At 69.6% G+C, this 15225-nt stretch carries 18 protein-coding genes; 8 read left to right on the top strand and 10 right to left on the bottom strand.

Annotation, left to right across the window (positions count from 1 at the left end):
- Positions 1-170 precede the first annotated feature (170 nt).
- Both ACIBJG_RS20720 and ACIBJG_RS20715 read right to left on the bottom strand, forming a co-directional pair.
- Positions 171-671, bottom strand: coding sequence for a DinB family protein (locus tag ACIBJG_RS20720; protein WP_399309161.1), 501 nt, complete (start codon positions 669-671; stop codon positions 171-173).
- Between the two features lie 39 nt (positions 672-710).
- Positions 711-1337, bottom strand: coding sequence for a class I SAM-dependent methyltransferase (locus tag ACIBJG_RS20715; protein WP_399309159.1), 627 nt, complete (start codon positions 1335-1337; stop codon positions 711-713).
- Positions 1338-1424: 87 nt separating this feature from the next.
- Between ACIBJG_RS20715 and ACIBJG_RS20710 the strand changes: the two genes are divergently transcribed.
- On the top strand, positions 1425-2033 hold the full coding sequence (locus ACIBJG_RS20710) for a helix-turn-helix domain-containing protein (RefSeq protein ID WP_399309157.1): 609 nt from the start codon (positions 1425-1427) through the stop codon (positions 2031-2033).
- 289 nt (positions 2034-2322) lie between these two features.
- On the opposite strand, the gene ACIBJG_RS20705 is transcribed toward ACIBJG_RS20710, so the two are convergent.
- Positions 2323-2634: a hypothetical protein gene (locus tag ACIBJG_RS20705; RefSeq protein WP_399309155.1), complete on the bottom strand. Its 312-nt coding sequence runs from the start codon at positions 2632-2634 to the stop codon at positions 2323-2325.
- 558 nt (positions 2635-3192) lie between these two features.
- Between ACIBJG_RS20705 and ACIBJG_RS20700 the strand changes: the two genes are divergently transcribed.
- The 3 genes from ACIBJG_RS20700 (at position 3193) to ACIBJG_RS20690 (ending at position 5725) form a co-directional block, all read left to right on the top strand.
- A complete protein-coding gene (locus ACIBJG_RS20700; protein ID WP_399309153.1) occupies positions 3193-3888 on the top strand; it encodes a hypothetical protein in 696 nt (231 codons plus the stop codon).
- Between the two features lie 124 nt (positions 3889-4012).
- A complete protein-coding gene (locus ACIBJG_RS20695) occupies positions 4013-4894 on the top strand; it encodes an MBL fold metallo-hydrolase (protein WP_399309151.1) in 882 nt (293 codons plus the stop codon).
- A gap of 51 nt (positions 4895-4945) precedes the next feature.
- Complete coding sequence (locus tag ACIBJG_RS20690) at positions 4946-5725, top strand: hypothetical protein (protein ID WP_399309149.1); 780 nt, start codon at positions 4946-4948, stop codon at positions 5723-5725.
- 212 nt (positions 5726-5937) lie between these two features.
- Here the strand turns inward: ACIBJG_RS20690 and ACIBJG_RS20685 are convergent, their stop codons facing one another.
- The 4 genes from ACIBJG_RS20685 to ACIBJG_RS20670 all read right to left on the bottom strand — a co-directional run bounded on the left by ACIBJG_RS20685 (position 5938) and on the right by ACIBJG_RS20670 (position 8900).
- Positions 5938-6504: a GNAT family N-acetyltransferase gene (locus tag ACIBJG_RS20685; RefSeq protein WP_399309147.1), complete on the bottom strand. Its 567-nt coding sequence runs from the start codon at positions 6502-6504 to the stop codon at positions 5938-5940.
- A 414-nt stretch (positions 6505-6918) separates the two neighbouring features.
- On the bottom strand, positions 6919-7533 hold the full coding sequence (locus tag ACIBJG_RS20680) for an HAD family hydrolase (protein WP_399309374.1): 615 nt from the start codon (positions 7531-7533) through the stop codon (positions 6919-6921).
- Between the two features lie 65 nt (positions 7534-7598).
- Positions 7599-7871: a hypothetical protein gene (locus ACIBJG_RS20675; RefSeq protein ID WP_399309145.1), complete on the bottom strand. Its 273-nt coding sequence runs from the start codon at positions 7869-7871 to the stop codon at positions 7599-7601.
- A 30-nt stretch (positions 7872-7901) separates the two neighbouring features.
- Positions 7902-8900, bottom strand: coding sequence for a redoxin domain-containing protein (locus ACIBJG_RS20670; RefSeq protein ID WP_399309143.1), 999 nt, complete (start codon positions 8898-8900; stop codon positions 7902-7904).
- Positions 8901-9077: 177 nt separating this feature from the next.
- Between ACIBJG_RS20670 and ACIBJG_RS20665 the strand changes: the two genes are divergently transcribed.
- Positions 9078-9701: a histidine phosphatase family protein gene (locus ACIBJG_RS20665; RefSeq protein WP_399309141.1), complete on the top strand. Its 624-nt coding sequence runs from the start codon at positions 9078-9080 to the stop codon at positions 9699-9701.
- Positions 9702-9830: 129 nt separating this feature from the next.
- Here ACIBJG_RS20665 and ACIBJG_RS20660 read toward each other — a convergent pair whose 3' ends face one another.
- A complete protein-coding gene (locus ACIBJG_RS20660) occupies positions 9831-10556 on the bottom strand; it encodes a helix-turn-helix domain-containing protein (RefSeq protein WP_399309139.1) in 726 nt (241 codons plus the stop codon).
- A 223-nt stretch (positions 10557-10779) separates the two neighbouring features.
- Here ACIBJG_RS20660 and ACIBJG_RS20655 point away from each other — a divergent pair, with 223 nt between their 5' ends.
- A complete protein-coding gene (locus ACIBJG_RS20655) occupies positions 10780-11448 on the top strand; it encodes a DUF4097 family beta strand repeat-containing protein (RefSeq protein ID WP_399309137.1) in 669 nt (222 codons plus the stop codon).
- Positions 11449-11549: 101 nt separating this feature from the next.
- The gene (locus tag ACIBJG_RS20650) at positions 11550-12092 is read left to right on the top strand and encodes a GNAT family N-acetyltransferase (protein WP_399309135.1); all 543 of its coding nucleotides are present in this window, start codon (positions 11550-11552) and stop codon (positions 12090-12092) included.
- 11 nt (positions 12093-12103) lie between these two features.
- Here the strand turns inward: ACIBJG_RS20650 and ACIBJG_RS20645 are convergent, their stop codons facing one another.
- Positions 12104-13318: an erythromycin esterase family protein gene (locus ACIBJG_RS20645; protein ID WP_399309133.1), complete on the bottom strand. Its 1215-nt coding sequence runs from the start codon at positions 13316-13318 to the stop codon at positions 12104-12106.
- Between the two features lie 69 nt (positions 13319-13387).
- Between ACIBJG_RS20645 and ACIBJG_RS20640 the strand changes: the two genes are divergently transcribed.
- Complete coding sequence (locus tag ACIBJG_RS20640) at positions 13388-14110, top strand: TioE family transcriptional regulator (protein WP_399309131.1); 723 nt, start codon at positions 13388-13390, stop codon at positions 14108-14110.
- 76 nt (positions 14111-14186) lie between these two features.
- On the opposite strand, the gene ACIBJG_RS20635 is transcribed toward ACIBJG_RS20640, so the two are convergent.
- Entirely contained in the window at positions 14187-15155 is a 969-nt protein-coding gene (locus tag ACIBJG_RS20635) for a helix-turn-helix domain-containing protein (protein WP_399309129.1), read from the bottom strand.
- Positions 15156-15225 lie beyond the last annotated feature (70 nt).

Here is a 15225-nt window from a genome sequence, read left to right as displayed (position 1 = left end):
CTCGACTTCGGAGTGCGCTTGGGGTTCGCATTCGACCTGGCCTTTTTTGAGCGTCTCGCTCGTGGTGGAGACGTCGATGATCAGGTGCGTCAGCAGCACGGCCTCGGGGAACGGCGCGAGGTGGCTGCGGTCTTCGGCCGAGATCTTCTTGCGCGACGGGCTGGGCTGGTTCAGCGGCCGGTCGAGCCGTCGATCAGCTCACGGAGGATGTCCGCGTGGCCCGCGTGACGGCCGGTCTCCTCGATCATGTGGGTGAGTGCCCAGCGGACGCTGGGAGCGGGGCGGTCCGGCTGTGGCCGAGGGACCGGTGCGCCGAGATCGGTGCACCGGTCAAGTACTTTGTTCGCGCGCTCGACCGTGTCCCGGTAGCGGGCCACGACATCGGCCACGCTGTCCGTCGGCGCGGCCTGGAAAGTCGCCTTCCAGTTGGTGACATCGTCCCCGAGGAACATCGAGCGCTCGACGAAGACCAGATGGTTGAGCAGGCCGAGCAGGTTCGTGCCCGACGGCACTGCGGCCGTACGCACCCGGGGTTCGGGAGCGCCGTCGACCTTCGCGGCAATCGAGGTCCGGAGGTAGTCGAGGAATCCGCGCAGGACCTCGGTCTCGCTGTTCGTGGTCCGGGGCGGTGGGGTGTCGCGGCGGCGATTGTGGGGCGTGGTGCTGGGCATAGGGGACTCCTTGCCTTCGAAAGGGGCTGGTCGCCCGGTTCAGACAGTGCGGCGGATGAGGAGGACGTGGTCGGTGACCTCGGCGGTCTGCCCGTCCGGGCCGGTCGCGATCCGGTGGGGTGTGTCGGCCCGATCGACCGTCCATGTGGCCGGGTCCAGATCGATACCTGCGGCGACTTCCCGGGGGCTTGGGTACCGGATGTCGGGATCCGGGTTCCACGACCACGGCGCGGCCGAGCCGTGGTCGACGACCAGCAGTCGCCCGCCTGCGCGCAGTGCGTACGCGGCCGAGCGCAGGACGGTTGCCCGGTCCAGGTCGAAGGGGGTGTGCAGGTAGTGGGCGCAGATCAGGTCGAATCCGCCCGGAGGAAAGGACTTGTGCACGTCGTGCCGCACGGCGATGACACGGTCGCCCAGGCCATGTGAGGAAGCGAGGGCGGCGAGCCGTTCGACCGCCACGGCCGAGATGTCGGCGGCGGTGACGTGCCACCCCTGGCCGGCGAGCCACAATGCGTCGCCGCCGTCGCCGCACCCGAGGTCCAGTGCGTCACCGGGCGGCAGGCCCGTCAACGTCTCGGTCAGTCGAGCGTTCGGCTGCGGACAGTTGGCTTCCCGCCGCCCCGCGTAGACCCCGTCCCAGAATTCGACCGCATCGGTGGTGTTCATCAAGCCTCCCTTGTGTCGGTGCGCGCTCAGTCTCACCGGACGCCCACGACGTGGCACGGAATCTTGCGGTTACGGCAAGGTGGCCCCATGGATGACCTTCATGACGACGACGTGCTCGACGCGGTGGGGCCGCGGCTTCGTGCACTGCGTCGTGACCGCGGCATCACCCTTGCTCACCTCGCGGCGACGACCGGCGTGTCGGAGAGCACTCTGTCCCGGCTGGAGAACGGGCAGCGCCGGCCCAGCCTGGAGTTGCTGCTGCCGCTGTCCCGTATCTACGACGTTCCGCTGGACGACCTCGTCGGCGCCCCGCGCACCGGCGACCCTCGGATCCACCTCAAGCCGATGAAGCGGTTCGGCATGACCTTCGTGCCCTTGTCGCGGCGGCCAGGCGGGGTACACGCGTTCAAGATGATCATCCCCGCCCAGCCGGAACGACTCGAACCGACCCTGAAGATCCACGAGGGGTTCGAATGGCTCTATGTGCTCAGCGGTCGCCTGCGGCTCGTGCTCGGCGAGCGCGATCTGACGTTGCCGCCCGGTGAGGCAGCGGAGTTCGACACGTCCTTGCCGCACTGGCTGGGCAGCGCCGATGGCGGCGTGGTCGAGCTTCTCATCCTGTTCGGCCTGCAAGGGGTTCGTGCGCACGTGCGCACGAACCCTCAGCGATCGTCGCAGGACGGGAACCAGCGGTGAACCAGAGGATTGTCCGTTCGCGTCGGCAGCGAGCCTCCCACGCGCAACAGCTGGGGTCACCACGTCATGTGGTGGCTGGGCTCGGGCCCTACGGTGGCTCGAAGCGGTAAGCCGGCCGGAGCGCGGGCGTAGTGCGTGACCGGTGCGGCAGCCGGTGCGTTCCGGCCTCCGCAGTGGAACCGGCGCAACTGACGCGGGCTGTCGAGGCGTTCCCCCATGAGCGGCTGGCTCGCGGCTCGTGCCGGACCGGCCTCACCGCATATCGGAGCGTCGCGCCCGCGGCTCGGTACTACTTCCTCCGGCCGGCCTCGATCGTGAACACGGCTGTCAAGCATGCCGCAGCGGCGGCCATAGAGCCGAAGAAGATCCCGTCGAAGAGCAGGCTGTTCGCGCCCTCGACCCTGCCGTCCTCGTGGGTGCAGGACTTCTCGAAGGGAAAGCTCGCTGTGTGCACTGCCCCACAGTGGTTCTGCAGATCCTCGTTGAGCATGTTCGCCTTGACCCAGGACAGCCCCCACAGGAGCAGGAAGACGCCCACGCATGCACACACGGCGCCCCACAGCCGGTTCAGAAGGGCATCGGGCGTGCCGGCTCTCGTCATGCGGTGGAGCGTACCGCCACCATTCGCCCAGCAAGCGCCCGCTCAATCAGCACACAGCGGGACTGGCAGGGCATACGGCGGTTTGCCTCCGCTGCCTGCCGGTCGGCGTGGCGTCCGCCTCCCTCTCCTGCCAGGGCCTGTCCCCCGACCGGGAGCGTGGGATATAGTTGATCTTGAGGGCGAGGACCGTTTCGGCGGTGCGTTGCCTGTGCGTTGGTCGTCCAAGGAAAGACGCCCCGCTTCCTGCGGGGAAATGCAGGTGCAAGGCCTGCCCAGCGCTCCACTCGAAGCCCCGTTCCTGCCACGGCAGGGACGGGGCCTTTCACATGGGCTCTCCCGGTCGGCGCTCGGAGGTTGGCGGGTGAGTCGGCTGGGGATCACCTCGCAGCCCCCTGTGTGTGAGTCGTCGCCGCATCAATCCTGTGAACGATCCCGGGCGGCCCGGATGCTGAGCGCCGACCGCCCGCCCCGCGATGCCCAGGCCCCCTCCGGCCGTGCACTGTTGCTCAGAGGAAGCGGCTCGCTGCATGGTGAGGGGACGCGGATGCGGGAGGGCACGTGGAAGAGTCACAGTGGGACCAGCGGCGGATCTCGACCAGCGGTAGGACTCTGCGATGGCCAAGAGCGCTACTCGTACTCGCCCTTGTCAATCTGGCCTGGGAGATCGTCAAAGCCAATCTGAATACAGACGTCCGCGACGACTGGCCGTGGCGGCTCACAGTGCTGGACGCCTCGACATGCGCAGCCGTCGTAGCTCTGCTGGCCGGCATCATTGTGACCCGAGCTCAGCTTTCCCAGACCATGCAGCCTGTGCTGGGTTGGTCCGGAGTCAAGGGGCGCAGTAGCGAACTGGCCGATTCGCTGCGGACGGTCTCCCTGCTCAACGCGGGCGGGGGCAGAGCCGTGGTCCGCTCCGTCGCCTACCGGATCCAGGCGTCCTCGGCATGTTCGGACAATGTCGTCATCCCGTCCGGCTGGGTGCCCCGGGCCACGGCCATCGGGTCACTGGCCTCGCTGGGGCTCCACAGAGGTGACGACTACGTCATGTTGCACCTCGGTTCGGGTGCGGCCGTGCCGATGACCAACGCCAGGAAGGAAGGTATGGAACTGCTGGCCCTCGGCCCCAAGGCTCTCGAGAAGCTTTCCGTGCTGGACATCAGAATCCAGGTCATAGACGTTCTGGGAGACGTCTACGAAAGGGACTTGCAGTGCATTCGGCCGATTCCCGAGGCCGCCCGTGTGAGGGTTGTCTGAGCGCTGAATGGTAGATCAGCCGAGTATGCGCGCAGCAGGTTCCGCTCGGTTGGGCGTCAGCGCCTGCCCCGGACGAGATGTGCGCCGTCCCCGGCCTGCCGGGGCGATGTTCCCAGGAGGCGCCATGGACCGAAGTACGCAGCTCGTCAATTTCGGGCCCGAGGCCCCCGAGCCTCGTGTGCTGGACGTCGACTGGATCCACGGATCGCCGTCTGCGAAGCACAACAACGATCCCGACATCCAGGTCCACGCATACGACGAGCACACGTTCGTCCTGCGCCAGAACATGGCGGTCAACTACGAGGCCCCGTTCCTGTTCCTGATCTTCGGGAATGCCCGAGCCGTGCTCATCGACACTGGAGCCACAGAGTCCGCCGCGTTCTTTCCGCTGCGCCGGGTCGTCGATGACCTGTTGGAGCGATGGCTGACCCAGCACCCCCGGGACGACTACACGCTGCTAGTCCTGCACACCCACGCCCACGGGGACCACATCGCGGGCGACTCCCAGTTCGCCGACCGCCCTCACACCGTGGTCGTTCGGGGGGACCTGGACAGTGCCTGGGAGTACTTCGGATTCGCGGACGACCCCGACCGGGTGGCCCTGGTCGACCTCGGCGGCCGAGTGCTGGAGTGCCTTGCCACCCCCGGCCACCATGAGGCGGCCGTCACGTACTACGACCCGTACACCGGGGTTCTGCTCACCGGCGACACGGTCTATCCCGGGCGGCTGTACGTAGCGGACTGGGCCGCCTTCGGCAGTACGGTCGACCGCCTGATCGCGTTCGCCGGCACCCGGCCGGTCACCCACATCCTCGGCTGCCACATCGAAATGACCAACGAGCCCGGCGTGGACTATCCGGTCCTTACCACCTACCAGCCGGACGAGCCGCCGTTGCAGATGACCACCAGTCAACTGCGCGACATCCGCACGGCGATCGATGAGATCGGCGACCGACCGGGCCGGTATCCCTACCCCGGATTCGTCATCTGCCACCGCGGCGAGTAGGCAGTCCGTCCTGGTCGGCATGCCGTGGGCCCAGTAGCCGAAAGATCAAGCGTGGGGTTCGTCCTCCCCCACGAACGGCACGGCCAGCACCGAGAGCACGGACAGCACGCCGAGTGCCCCGACGAGGGCGCCGCGCCCATCAACAAGGCGTTCAGGATCGTGGAGCACCCCGTCAGGGCGTCTTCGGTTTCGGCGAGCACGTCGGCTTCGGCTTCCGCCACGGCTTCGGCCTCCCCCTCGGCCGCGGCCACGACGTCCCCGCCCGCCACCGCTTCGGCCTCCCCGTCCGCGACTCCCACGAAGAAGCCCGTCGTCATGGCGACGGTGAGCACCTACGCCGGGTGGAACCTCGCGAAGGCCGTGGCAGATGCCCACGGTCACCACGTCAAGTCCGTGTCGTACGCGGACGCGAGCGAGCTGAAGCGCTCCGTGGTGCACACCTCCAACTGGAAGGTGTGCTCGCAGAGCCCGTCCGCCGGTACCTACAGCACCTCCACCGAGCTCGCGTTCAAGATCGTGGAGGCCGCCGAGTCATGTGCGCACCCGCCGCGCGCCTCGTCCAGCGGTTCGTCGAGCAGCGGCGGGTCCTCCTCATCCGGCGGCAGCGGCGGTAGCAACAGCAGTGGCGGCGGCTCCAGTTCGGGTGGGAGTACGACGACGGGCGGCGGCTCCTCCACGACACAGGTGTGCAGCATCCGGTCCAACGCCGGCAACTGCTACCGCGCCGGGCAGTTCTGCCGGAACGCCGACGTCGGGTCGTCGACCACGGACGCGGCCGGGCGAAGGATCACGTGCAGCTATCAGTCCAGCGCGAACCGGTGGCACTACTGAGCCGTCCGCCAGGCGCCGGGGCACGAAGTCCTTCGGGTCGGTCCGCGACGGTGAACTACGGGGAGTGAAAGCCGCATTGCTCGGCCGGTCTGCCGAGCAATGCGGCCTCACGGCCTCGCGGCTTCGCGGCTTCTCCCGTTGCGGGCTGCACGGGCTCGCTCGTCCCTGCCGCAGCGAGCGGGCCACTCAGCTCATGGCGGCCTTCCGCGACATCACCGCACCGACGGCCGCTCGTGGCTCGCCCAGTACTCGTCGGCGGTGATACCGAGCAGCACCACGTCGTGGTAGCCACCGGCGAAGAACTCGTGCCGGCGCAACCGTCCCTCCTCGACGAAGCCCAGCCTGCGGTACAGGGCGAGGGAGGCGTCGTTGAACGCGTAGACCTCGACCTCGCACTTGTGGTGGCGCTGCTCGGCGAACATGTAGGTGAGGACGAGCTCCGTCGCGTCGGCCGCGTACCCCTTGCGGCGGTGATCGCGGGCGATCTCGATGCCCGTCCGGAAGCGTCCCGCGCGGGCGTCGGTCTCTCCGACCGTCACCGATCCCGCGAACGCGCCGTCGGCCAGCCCCTCGACCACCAGGCGGAACGCCTCGCCTCCCGGCGGCCGCCCGGCCCTCTCGGCGGTCCACGCGCGGAAGCTCTCGGCGGAGCGTGGAGGTTCGACCAGGTCCGCGTTGCGGGTGTCCACGGTGTTGCGGGCCAGGTCGCGAAAGCCCTCCCAGTCCTCGGGCTCGACACCTCGCAGGCGTACCTTCTCGCCCGTCCACATGTCTCCCATGCCACCTTCCGGTTCCTCGTGGGTCGCGGCCCCGCTGCCTCGCTGCCTCGCTGTCGGCAGGGGGCCTCTGCGTGCCCTGATAGTCCGCTGCCGTCACGACGTACAGGCACGCGACGGCCGCACCCACGCCAGACAACGGCCAGCACGACCAGCGCGCAGCCGAGCGCCCCTGCCGTGCCCGCGTTCGCCGCCCAGCCGAACCGCTCGGCGTGCTCGGCCTGCTGGAGTGCGTCGTCGTAGTCGTAGTCGTAGTCGCTTTCGTCGTACCAGTTGTGGTGGGCCATGTTCCCCCCCTCGGCCGGAACATACCGCTCGGTCGTCCCCCCGGAACCCGAGGGCGCCTCTCCGACACCCGGCCGCCCGTACAGGATCCGATACGAACAGCCGCGCCGAGGTGGGGCGTCGCACGCAGGCTCAGCGCAGTCCCGCGTCCACATGTGCCGCGATGCGCGCGATCGTTCCGGCATTGTCCTCAAGCAGGTGCGCCTGCATGCCCACCGCCCGGGCCGCCTCCACGTTGACCGCGAGGTCGTCGATGAAGAGGCAGCTCTCCGGCTGCACCCCCAGGGCTGCGCACGCGGCCTCGAAGGCGCGTGGGTCCGGCTTCTCGATGCCGAGTTCGTGTGAGTAGACGATCTCCTCGACCAGCTCGTCGAACCGGTACAGAGCCGTCTCCCTCTCCCGGGCACCGACGAAGCTGTTGCTCAGGATGCCCAGCCTGCACTTTCCGCGGAGGCCGCGTACATAGGCGATGAGTTCCTCGTTGGGCGAGCCCAGGTATTCCGCCCAGGCGTCCGCCATCAGCGCTTCGACCTGGGGCGCGTCGAGCCCCAGGCGGGTCGCCAGTTGCTCGTGCACCTCTCCTTCGCTGATGCTTCCGACGCTCCCGGCCTGCCACACGTCGCTCATCCGCTCGTGCACCGCGCCCGGCGCCAACTGCAGTCGTTCTTCCCAGCGTTGCACCCATCCCGTCTGCGGTGTGAGTTCCAGCACTCCGCCGATGTCGAGAATCACGCAGGGCGCCGTCACCGTCGATGCCGCGGTCACGGTCGATGCCGATGTCGATGTCACTCGGGCTCCTCCTTCATCCATACTCAACTGCTCCTCGGCCGGTCGAACCACATCGTCGCCACCGACGGCACCAGGCAGGCCCAGAAGAGCACGATCGGGACCGTGCGTTCCGTCCAGGGGATCCGGGTGATCAGCAGCGCACAGAGCATCGCCCACGCCGCTTGGCCCAGGACAACACGGGGCCAGGTCGGACGCCGGACGAGCGAGGGCAGATTGACCCGGATACCGGCGCGCAGGCGGGGGTACCGCAGCAGGGCGCCCAGGGCCCGGACGACCGCGGTACGCAGGCTCTGCATGAGAGGGGGTCGTCCGGCATGATCCACACCCTAATCCCGCCGTGGAACAGCTCCGGAGGCGCTCGGCGAAGACGCCGGGTTGTCCTGGAGCCATCGCAGCACCTGTTGGGCGTGCGTGTTCGGCGGGAAGACCGGATAGAAGACGTGCTCGATCACGCCGTCGCGAAGGACGAGGGTGAGGCGCTTGTGGAGCGGCGCCCCGTCTGCTTCGAACGTCGGCATCCCGAGCGCGGCGGCGAGGCGGAACCCGGTGTCGGAGAGCATCGGGAACGGCAGTCGGAGCCGGTCCACGACCTCCTTCTGGTAGGCGGTGTCCTGGCTGGAGAGGCCGAACACGTGGGTCGCGCCCGCGGCCTCGAGGTCGTCGTGGTGGTCGCGGAAGTCGCACGCCTCACTGGTGCATCCCCGTGCTCCGGGGATGGTGTTCCAGCCTTCGGGGAGATCGGCGTCGGGGCGCCCGGTGAGCGGGTAGCAGTAGATGACCGACCGGCCCTCTCCCAGTGCGCGCAGCGCGACGGTGCCGCCTGCGGTGTCGGGCAGTTCGAGGTCCGGCACCGCCCGGCCGGGGAGGTGCGCGGCCGCCCCGTCGTCCTCGGGGACGGGGAGGTCCGGGGGGAGATCGGTCAGGTGACGGCTCACGGTGTCCCCTTCGGCCCCGGAGCTGCGGGCGTGGCTGTTGCGGTGGGCGGCCTCGTGCAGGTGCCGGGCCAGTACGGACCGGCGGGCGGTGAGTTCCTCGATCCGCAGGGTCAGGTCGTCGATGGCGTCGCGGTAACCGGCCAGCGAGGACGGGCAGTCGTCCGCGTGGTCCCGGCCGTTGCTCAGGCATTCGAGGAAGGGGCGCGTTCGCTCGACCGGAATCCCCAGCCGGTTGAGTTCCCGGGCCTCGCGCACCAGGCGGGCGTCGTGTGCGGAGTAGTCCCGGTAGCCGTTCGCGAGCCGGGCAGGCGTGATCAGCCCCAACGACTCGTAGTAGCGAACCGTCTTCGTCGTCACATCCGCGCGCCGCGCGACCTCGCTGATCCTCATGGTCCGATGAACGTAAACCCTGCCCCCGGGGGCAACGTCAAGCCCCCGTCGGAAGAGGCCCTCAGCCCCCGCCCCCTCTCTACGACGCCTTCGTCCGCGGCAGGAACCGCACGGCCGCGCGACGGCGTCCGTCCAGGCATGCGCAAGATCACCCGACCCTGATCGAGGATCTCCCCCATGACCGGAACAGCCACCCGCTACCTCTACGTCACACGGCACGGAGAGGCTTCACCGGACGAGAGCGAGCTGACCGGCATCGGCCGCCGACAGGCCGTACGGCTGGGCGAGCGGCTCCGGCGCAGCCCTCTCACGGCCATCCACCACGGCCCGCTCCCCCGGGCGGCGCAGACCGCCCAGCTGATCCGCGAGCAGCTCGGCGACGTGCCCCTGCAGGTGTCCGAGCAGGCCGGCGACTACCTCCCGTACCTGCCTCAACGGCACGAGCTGCCCCCGGTGCCGGCCGATGCCATGGTCGCCCGGCTGGCCGAGTTCCCGGCCGAAGAGCGCGAGCAGGGGCCGGAGTTGGCCCGAGCGGCTCTGGCCCGGTTCACGGGTCCTGTGGACGGTGACGAGCCCCGCCATGAACTGGTCGTGACGCACAACTTCCTCGTCGGCTGGTTCGTGCGGGCCGCCCTGGACGCTCCGAAGTGGCGCTGGATGGGGCTCTACCACGCCAATGCGGCGCTGACCGTCATCCGGTACGAACCCGGCCGGCCCGCCTCCGTACTCCTCTACAACGACACCGGGCACCTGCCCACGGAACTTCGCGCGGACGCGTTTCCGCCCGACCTCCACATCTGAGGGCGGGGCGCGGCAGGGCGGGGCGCGGCAGGGCGGGGCGCAGCGGGGCGGGGCGGATGAGGCGCGCGCCGCAGCCCCGTCCGCGGCTGCGGCGCGCGCTTCGCGCTCGACTCCCGCTCCGGCCGCCCGTCAGGTCGGTGGCGTCTCCTCCGGTCTCGTGTGGAGGATCTCGCGGGCCTGGTCCGCCGCGCGGGCGATGCTCTCGGAGACGAAGTCTATGAAGCGGGCGATGTTCTCCAGGCGCGCGGCGGCCGGGGTGCCCGAGCCGAGGATGCCTACGCCCTGCCGGGCGACCTCGCCGAGGTGGGCGGTGGCGCGGGCGCTGGCCATCGTCGACTGGTAGAGGACGTCGTCGTCGACGATGTAGCGCTCGCGGCGGCCTTCCTCGCGTTCCCGGCGGACGAGGCCCTGGCTCTCGAGGAAGGCGATCGCCTTGGAGACGGACGCCGTACTGATCTGGAGGCGCCCGGCGAGTTCGGCGGCGGTAAGACTGCCCATGTCGGTCATGTAGAGGCCGGCCAGCACGCGAGCCGTCATTTTCGGCAGACCCGACTGCATGAAGACGGTGGCGAACACCTCCTCGTACGCGCGCACGGCGTCGGCGTCGCGCCCGTGGGCCTGCGGAGGCGTGCGGGGGTCCGGGGGCGCGACGCGCTTGCGGCGGTGGGCGCGCTGTTCGGTGGAGCGGTGAGCCAGGTCGGCGCGGTAGGCGGGGCCGCCGTTGCGCATCACCTCACGCGTGATCGTCGAGGTCGGACGGTCGAGGCGTCTGGCGATCTCCGCGTAGGCGAGCCCGTCAGCCAGTCCCAGCTCGATCTGCCGGCGTTCCTGCTCGGTGAGTCTGCCTCCCGGCATCGCGGTCTCCTTCGTGGTCCGTCGGGTGACCAGCTTAGCGTTCACTCCCGACCCATTGCAACGCATGGGCGGTCAGGCGTTGCATTAGAGCGCAAGAGCATTGCAACGAAATACGAGCCCTGGCCTGCATTTATGGGAACGAGGCGCAACTAACTCATTGCCACTTATCAAAACGCAACGTAGCTTTCCATCATCGGAAACACCGAGCCGAAGGAAAGAAACCATGCAGAAGTTCGCCACCCCCGCCCAGGTGACCGCCCTCCTCGACATCACCGCCGGCCGCATCCAGTTCATCGGCGCCGACCGTGCCGACACCACCGTCGAAGTCCGCCCCTCGAACGCCTCGAAGAGCCGCGACGTGAAGGCGGCGGAGCAGACCCTGGTCGAGTACACCGACGGCGTCCTGCGGATCACGACCCCGGAGGCGAGGAACCAGATCCTCGGCGCCTCCGGCTCCATCGAGGTGACCGTCCAACTGCCCGCCGGATCCCGGGTCGAGGCGAAGGCCGCCGGTGCCGAGCTCCGCGGCGTCGGACAGCTCGGTGACGTCGTCTTCGAGAGCGCGCAGGGGTCGGTCAAGCTCGACGAGGCCGACAGCGTGCGCCTCACCCTCCAGTCCGGCGACGTCTCGGTCGGCCGCCTCGGCGGCCCCGCCGAGATCAGCACCCAGAAGGGCGACCTCCGGATCGCCGAGGCCGTGCGCGGCACGGTCACACTGCGCACCGAGCAGGGCGAGATCTCGGTGGGCGCCGCCCGCGGTGTCTCCGCCTCGCTGGACGCCGGCTCCTCGTACGGCCGGATCCACAACGCACTCAGGAACGCCGACGGCGTGGCCGCGCTGAACATCCACGCGACCACCTCCTACGGCGACATCACCGCCCGCAGCCTGTAACAGTGGGGTGTGCCCCTCGCGAGAGGGGCACACCGGCGGCCCCGGCCACCCCCACCGCGTCGCCCCTCCCATGCCACCAGGACCAGGACAGCGGGACTCCCATGAACTCCACGTCGATTCGCCTGATAGAGCCGTCCGACGGCCCCGCCCTCGCCGGCCTGCACACCCGGGACCAGCAGGCGTACGCGCGCTGGCTGCCCCCGAGGCCGCCGGAGTTCTACACGCCCGACGGACAGGCCTCGGTCATCGAGTCCCTGCTGGCCTCCCATGGCAGCGGGCTCGCCTGGCCCGGCGTCGTGGTCTCCGACGGGGCCGCCATCGGGCAGGTCAACATCAGCTCGATCCTGCGCGGCCCGTTCCAGAAGGGCTTCCTCGGCTACTGGGTCTCGTCCCTCCATCAGGGACTCGGCCACACGAGCCGTGCTGTCGGCCTCGTCCTGCGGGTCGCCGAGGACGAGTTGAACCTGCACCGACTGGAGGCGCACACCCAACTGGAGAACCTCGCCTCCCAGGCCATCCTCCGCAAGCACGGATTCACCTCCTGGGGCACCGCCCATGAGCACTTCTACGCCGACGGCGCATGGCGCGACGAGGTGTTCTGGGAGAGGATCCTGGGCGACCGGCAAGGTGGGCCCGCCGCTTGACGCACCGTCACTCAGCTGTGGCGGACGTCCTTGACGAACACCATCCCGTCACTGCCCGCCAGGTGGGCCGGGTCGAACGTGGCGTAGCCGAACCAGGGGGACTCGCGGTGCGTGGGCATCATGTCCCCGAGGGCGGAGGCCAGTCGGCGGGCGTCGATGACGTACTGGTCCTCCGGAAGCGCGTACAGGATTCCCTCGACGGTGTCCGGGGGCGGCGTGCCCACTCCCTGGTGCCTGATCGTGCCGAGGGCCGTCGCCACGAAGGCGTACGCGTCCGCGAGTTCGGTGCTCACCAGCGCACCGGCGCTCCACCACTCCAGCGGCTCCCCACCCATCCGCATCGAGCTCTTCTCCCGCTGGAGATGGGCGTTGTGGGCGTGGACGAGCACCGGCCCCCGCGCAGCGAGGGCGAGGAGGTTGTCGGCCATCATCCGGTCCCGTACGCCCAACAGGCGGGCCAGGCGGCCGGGTGAGGTGTCGGCCATCCAGGAGTGGTAGCGCAGCAGGCCGGTGGCGGTGCGCCCGTACAGGCGGGCCCGGTCACGGGCCTCCCCCGAGGTCGCCGTGATCAGGTGCAGCAGGTGCTCGCCGAGCAGGGCCACCAGATCGTCGGCGATCAGCCGCAGCCGGCCGGCGTCGGCGGACTGTCCCGTCGAGGCGGACGGGTCCATCATCGCGGCGGGCTCGGTCCACCGGTCGTCGGCGCCGAGCAGGCGGTCGAGCGACTGGGCGGTGCAGGGGAACAGATCCGCGTCCACTCCGGCCCGGGCGAGGTAGTCGTGGAGCGCCGTGAGGGCCTGCCTCGGGCTCGCGGCGCCGGTGATCTCCAACGGGCCGTCGAAGCCGGCGAAGCGGACCTGCTCGGACGCGGGTCTGCCGTCGTTGTGGACACGCATCCACTCCACCAGCTCGCGGTTGGCGGCGAAGTCGCCCCAGCCGTGGCTGATTCCGTGCTCCACGACCTCGTCGAGGGTGCCGGTGCCCGTGGTGACGTAGTCGTCCACGATCAGGCCCCTCAGGCAGTCGCTCTCGATCGCGATCGTCCGGTAGCCCTCCTGCTCGACGAGTTGCCGGAAGAGCTCGTTGCGAAGGCCGAGCAGATGGTCCTCGCCGTGGGTGGGCTCACCCACGGCAAGCAGTCGGGGGCGGGCCGGGAACAGTCTCATGACGGCGGAAGCCTCGAAGGCGTGGACGGCGTGGACGGCGTCCTTGATATCGGTAGCCATGCCTTCAACGGTATCGTTGAAGCCTCGGTTGAGGCTTTCTCGTGCATGAGTGGGAATGGGGGCGGGGTCGTGGGTCAGAACTCTCAAAGCGGTGAGCGGCTCAGGCCGGTTGATCTGGCGCGCGGGCACGGACTGTCCACCCAGGCCGTCCGGAACTACGAGGAGGCCGGCATCCTCCCGGCCGCCGCTCGCACCGCCCACGGCTACCGCACGTACACCTCACTGCACGCGGGCGCCCTGAGCGCGTTCCTCGCCCTGGTGCCCGGCCACGGACACCCGACGGCGACGGCGATCATGCAGGCCGTGAACCGGGGCGCGGCCGAGGAGGCGTTCCGCCTCATCGACGAGAGCCACGCCCAGCTCCTCGACGACCGCCGGACCCTCCAGGCCGTGGAGAACGCGCTCCGCGACCTTGGGCCCGCTGAAGTGGCGCCCGTCAGGGGCTCCGGCACCACGTTCATCGGGCCGCTGGCACAGCGGCTCGGCCTGCGGCCCGCGACGCTGCGGGCGTGGGAGCGCGCCGGGCTGATGCACCCGCACCGCGACCCGCAGACCGGCTACCGCTTCTACGACGAGGCGGACGTACGGGACGCCCAACTGACCCACCAACTCCGGCGCGGCGGCTACCTGTTGGAGCAGATCGCCCCACTGATCGCCCAGGTGCGGGCGGCCGGCGGACCGGAGCCGCTGGAGGCCGCACTGCACGACTGGCACGCCCGGCTGTCGACGCGCGGGCGGGCGATGCTGACCGGGGCCGCCGAGCTGGAGACGTACCTCCGCGACCGCGGCTGAGGCACCTGGCACCGAACGCCTCCGGTCCGCCCTCGACCCGACGCGGGTCGCGCGAAACGAGGCCGCGTGCCGACCATCACGCCGAGAAGCGCGGGTCGTTCTCGTCGCGCCAGGCCCGGGGCGACATTCCGTATGCCTGCTTGAACACCTTGCTGAAGTGGGTCGCGTTCACGAAGCCCCATCTCCGGCCTGTCGCCGCGATGGTCCGCAGCCGCCCGTGCGGACCAGCCAGCTCTCGCCTGCATTCGGCCAGCCGGCGTGAACGGATCCAGTCCCCCAGGCTGATTCCTGAACGGGAGAGCACAGCGTAGAGGTGACGTACGGAGATGTCGTGTGCGGCGGCGATCCGTGCGGCCGTCAGGTCGGGATCGGTCAAGTGATTCCGGATGTACTGAGTGATCCGCAGGCCGAGCGTCGCTTCCAACGGCGCTCGCGCGAGGCGGTTGTTGCCATGCTGCGAGGTCAGGACGGCCCGGAGCAGTTCAACGCTCGGCTCCACGACGGCGTCGCCGTGCACGCCCTGGCGCAACTCGTCGCTGACAGCCAGTCGAGAGAGATAGGAGAAGGCGAGACGGGCGACGGGGTTGCCAGGCCCCAGGGCGACTGTGCCGGTGTCCCGCAGCAGTCGGTCGGGGAGCGCGAGCAACTCACGCGGGAATCGCAGGAAGTGGTGGTCGACTCCCTCCTCGAAGAGAAGCGTGTAGGGAGCAATCGATTCGTAGACGGCGAACTCCCCAGCCCTCAGCACGCATTCGCGACCGTTCTGAGTCACCAGACTGGTGCCCGTCACCTGCAGGCCGAGGAAGACGGCCGGCTCCTCGTCGTTCCGGGCCAGCCGCTCCGTCCGGCGGATCGTGACCGCGGTCGCCCGTGCCGAACAGATCCTGAGAGGCCCGGCGGCGCCGAGCCCGATACGAACGGAGATGTCCTCCGCCGGAGGACCGTGGTCGATGTCAACCGCGACCACGGAGTCCCACACCGCTCCCCGGACCACCTCCTCCCGGTCCCGCGGCGGGATGAACGCGGTGTCCAGGACCGGACTCATGAGCCAGCCCCTCGTCCGTGTCCGTCATCGAGCCGGCCGGACGGCACCTCAACCCGTTCCCTCACCAGTC

This window comes from Streptomyces sp. NPDC050422 (assembly GCF_044458665.1).
Lineage (GTDB): Bacteria > Actinomycetota > Actinomycetes > Streptomycetales > Streptomycetaceae > Streptomyces.
Note: the sequence above shows the minus strand (reverse complement) of the source record. Positions and strands in the feature narration are given on the sequence as shown.

Excerpts from the sequence above, each read along its gene's own strand:
- ACIBJG_RS20715 (WP_399309159.1), bottom strand. The coding sequence starts at position 1,337 with ATGAACACCACCGATGCGGTCGAATTCTGGGACGGGGTCTACGCGGGG.
- ACIBJG_RS20635 (WP_399309129.1), bottom strand. The coding sequence starts at position 15,155 with ATGAGTCCGGTCCTGGACACCGCGTTCATCCCGCCGCGGGACCGGGAG.
- ACIBJG_RS20675 (WP_399309145.1), bottom strand. The coding sequence starts at position 7,871 with ATGCAGAGCCTGCGTACCGCGGTCGTCCGGGCCCTGGGCGCCCTGCTG.
- ACIBJG_RS20660 (WP_399309139.1), bottom strand. The coding sequence starts at position 10,556 with ATGCCGGGAGGCAGACTCACCGAGCAGGAACGCCGGCAGATCGAGCTG.
- ACIBJG_RS20705 (WP_399309155.1), bottom strand. The coding sequence starts at position 2,634 with ATGACGAGAGCCGGCACGCCCGATGCCCTTCTGAACCGGCTGTGGGGC.
- ACIBJG_RS20665 (WP_399309141.1), top strand. The coding sequence starts at position 9,078 with ATGACCGGAACAGCCACCCGCTACCTCTACGTCACACGGCACGGAGAG.
- ACIBJG_RS20650 (WP_399309135.1), top strand. The coding sequence starts at position 11,550 with ATGAACTCCACGTCGATTCGCCTGATAGAGCCGTCCGACGGCCCCGCC.
- ACIBJG_RS20655 (WP_399309137.1), top strand. The coding sequence starts at position 10,780 with ATGCAGAAGTTCGCCACCCCCGCCCAGGTGACCGCCCTCCTCGACATC.
- ACIBJG_RS20695 (WP_399309151.1), top strand. The coding sequence starts at position 4,013 with ATGGACCGAAGTACGCAGCTCGTCAATTTCGGGCCCGAGGCCCCCGAG.
- ACIBJG_RS20645 (WP_399309133.1), bottom strand. The coding sequence starts at position 13,318 with ATGGCTACCGATATCAAGGACGCCGTCCACGCCGTCCACGCCTTCGAG.
- ACIBJG_RS20685 (WP_399309147.1), bottom strand. The coding sequence starts at position 6,504 with ATGGGAGACATGTGGACGGGCGAGAAGGTACGCCTGCGAGGTGTCGAG.
- ACIBJG_RS20710 (WP_399309157.1), top strand. The coding sequence starts at position 1,425 with ATGGATGACCTTCATGACGACGACGTGCTCGACGCGGTGGGGCCGCGG.
- ACIBJG_RS20670 (WP_399309143.1), bottom strand. The coding sequence starts at position 8,900 with ATGAGGATCAGCGAGGTCGCGCGGCGCGCGGATGTGACGACGAAGACG.
- ACIBJG_RS20720 (WP_399309161.1), bottom strand. The coding sequence starts at position 671 with ATGCCCAGCACCACGCCCCACAATCGCCGCCGCGACACCCCACCGCCC.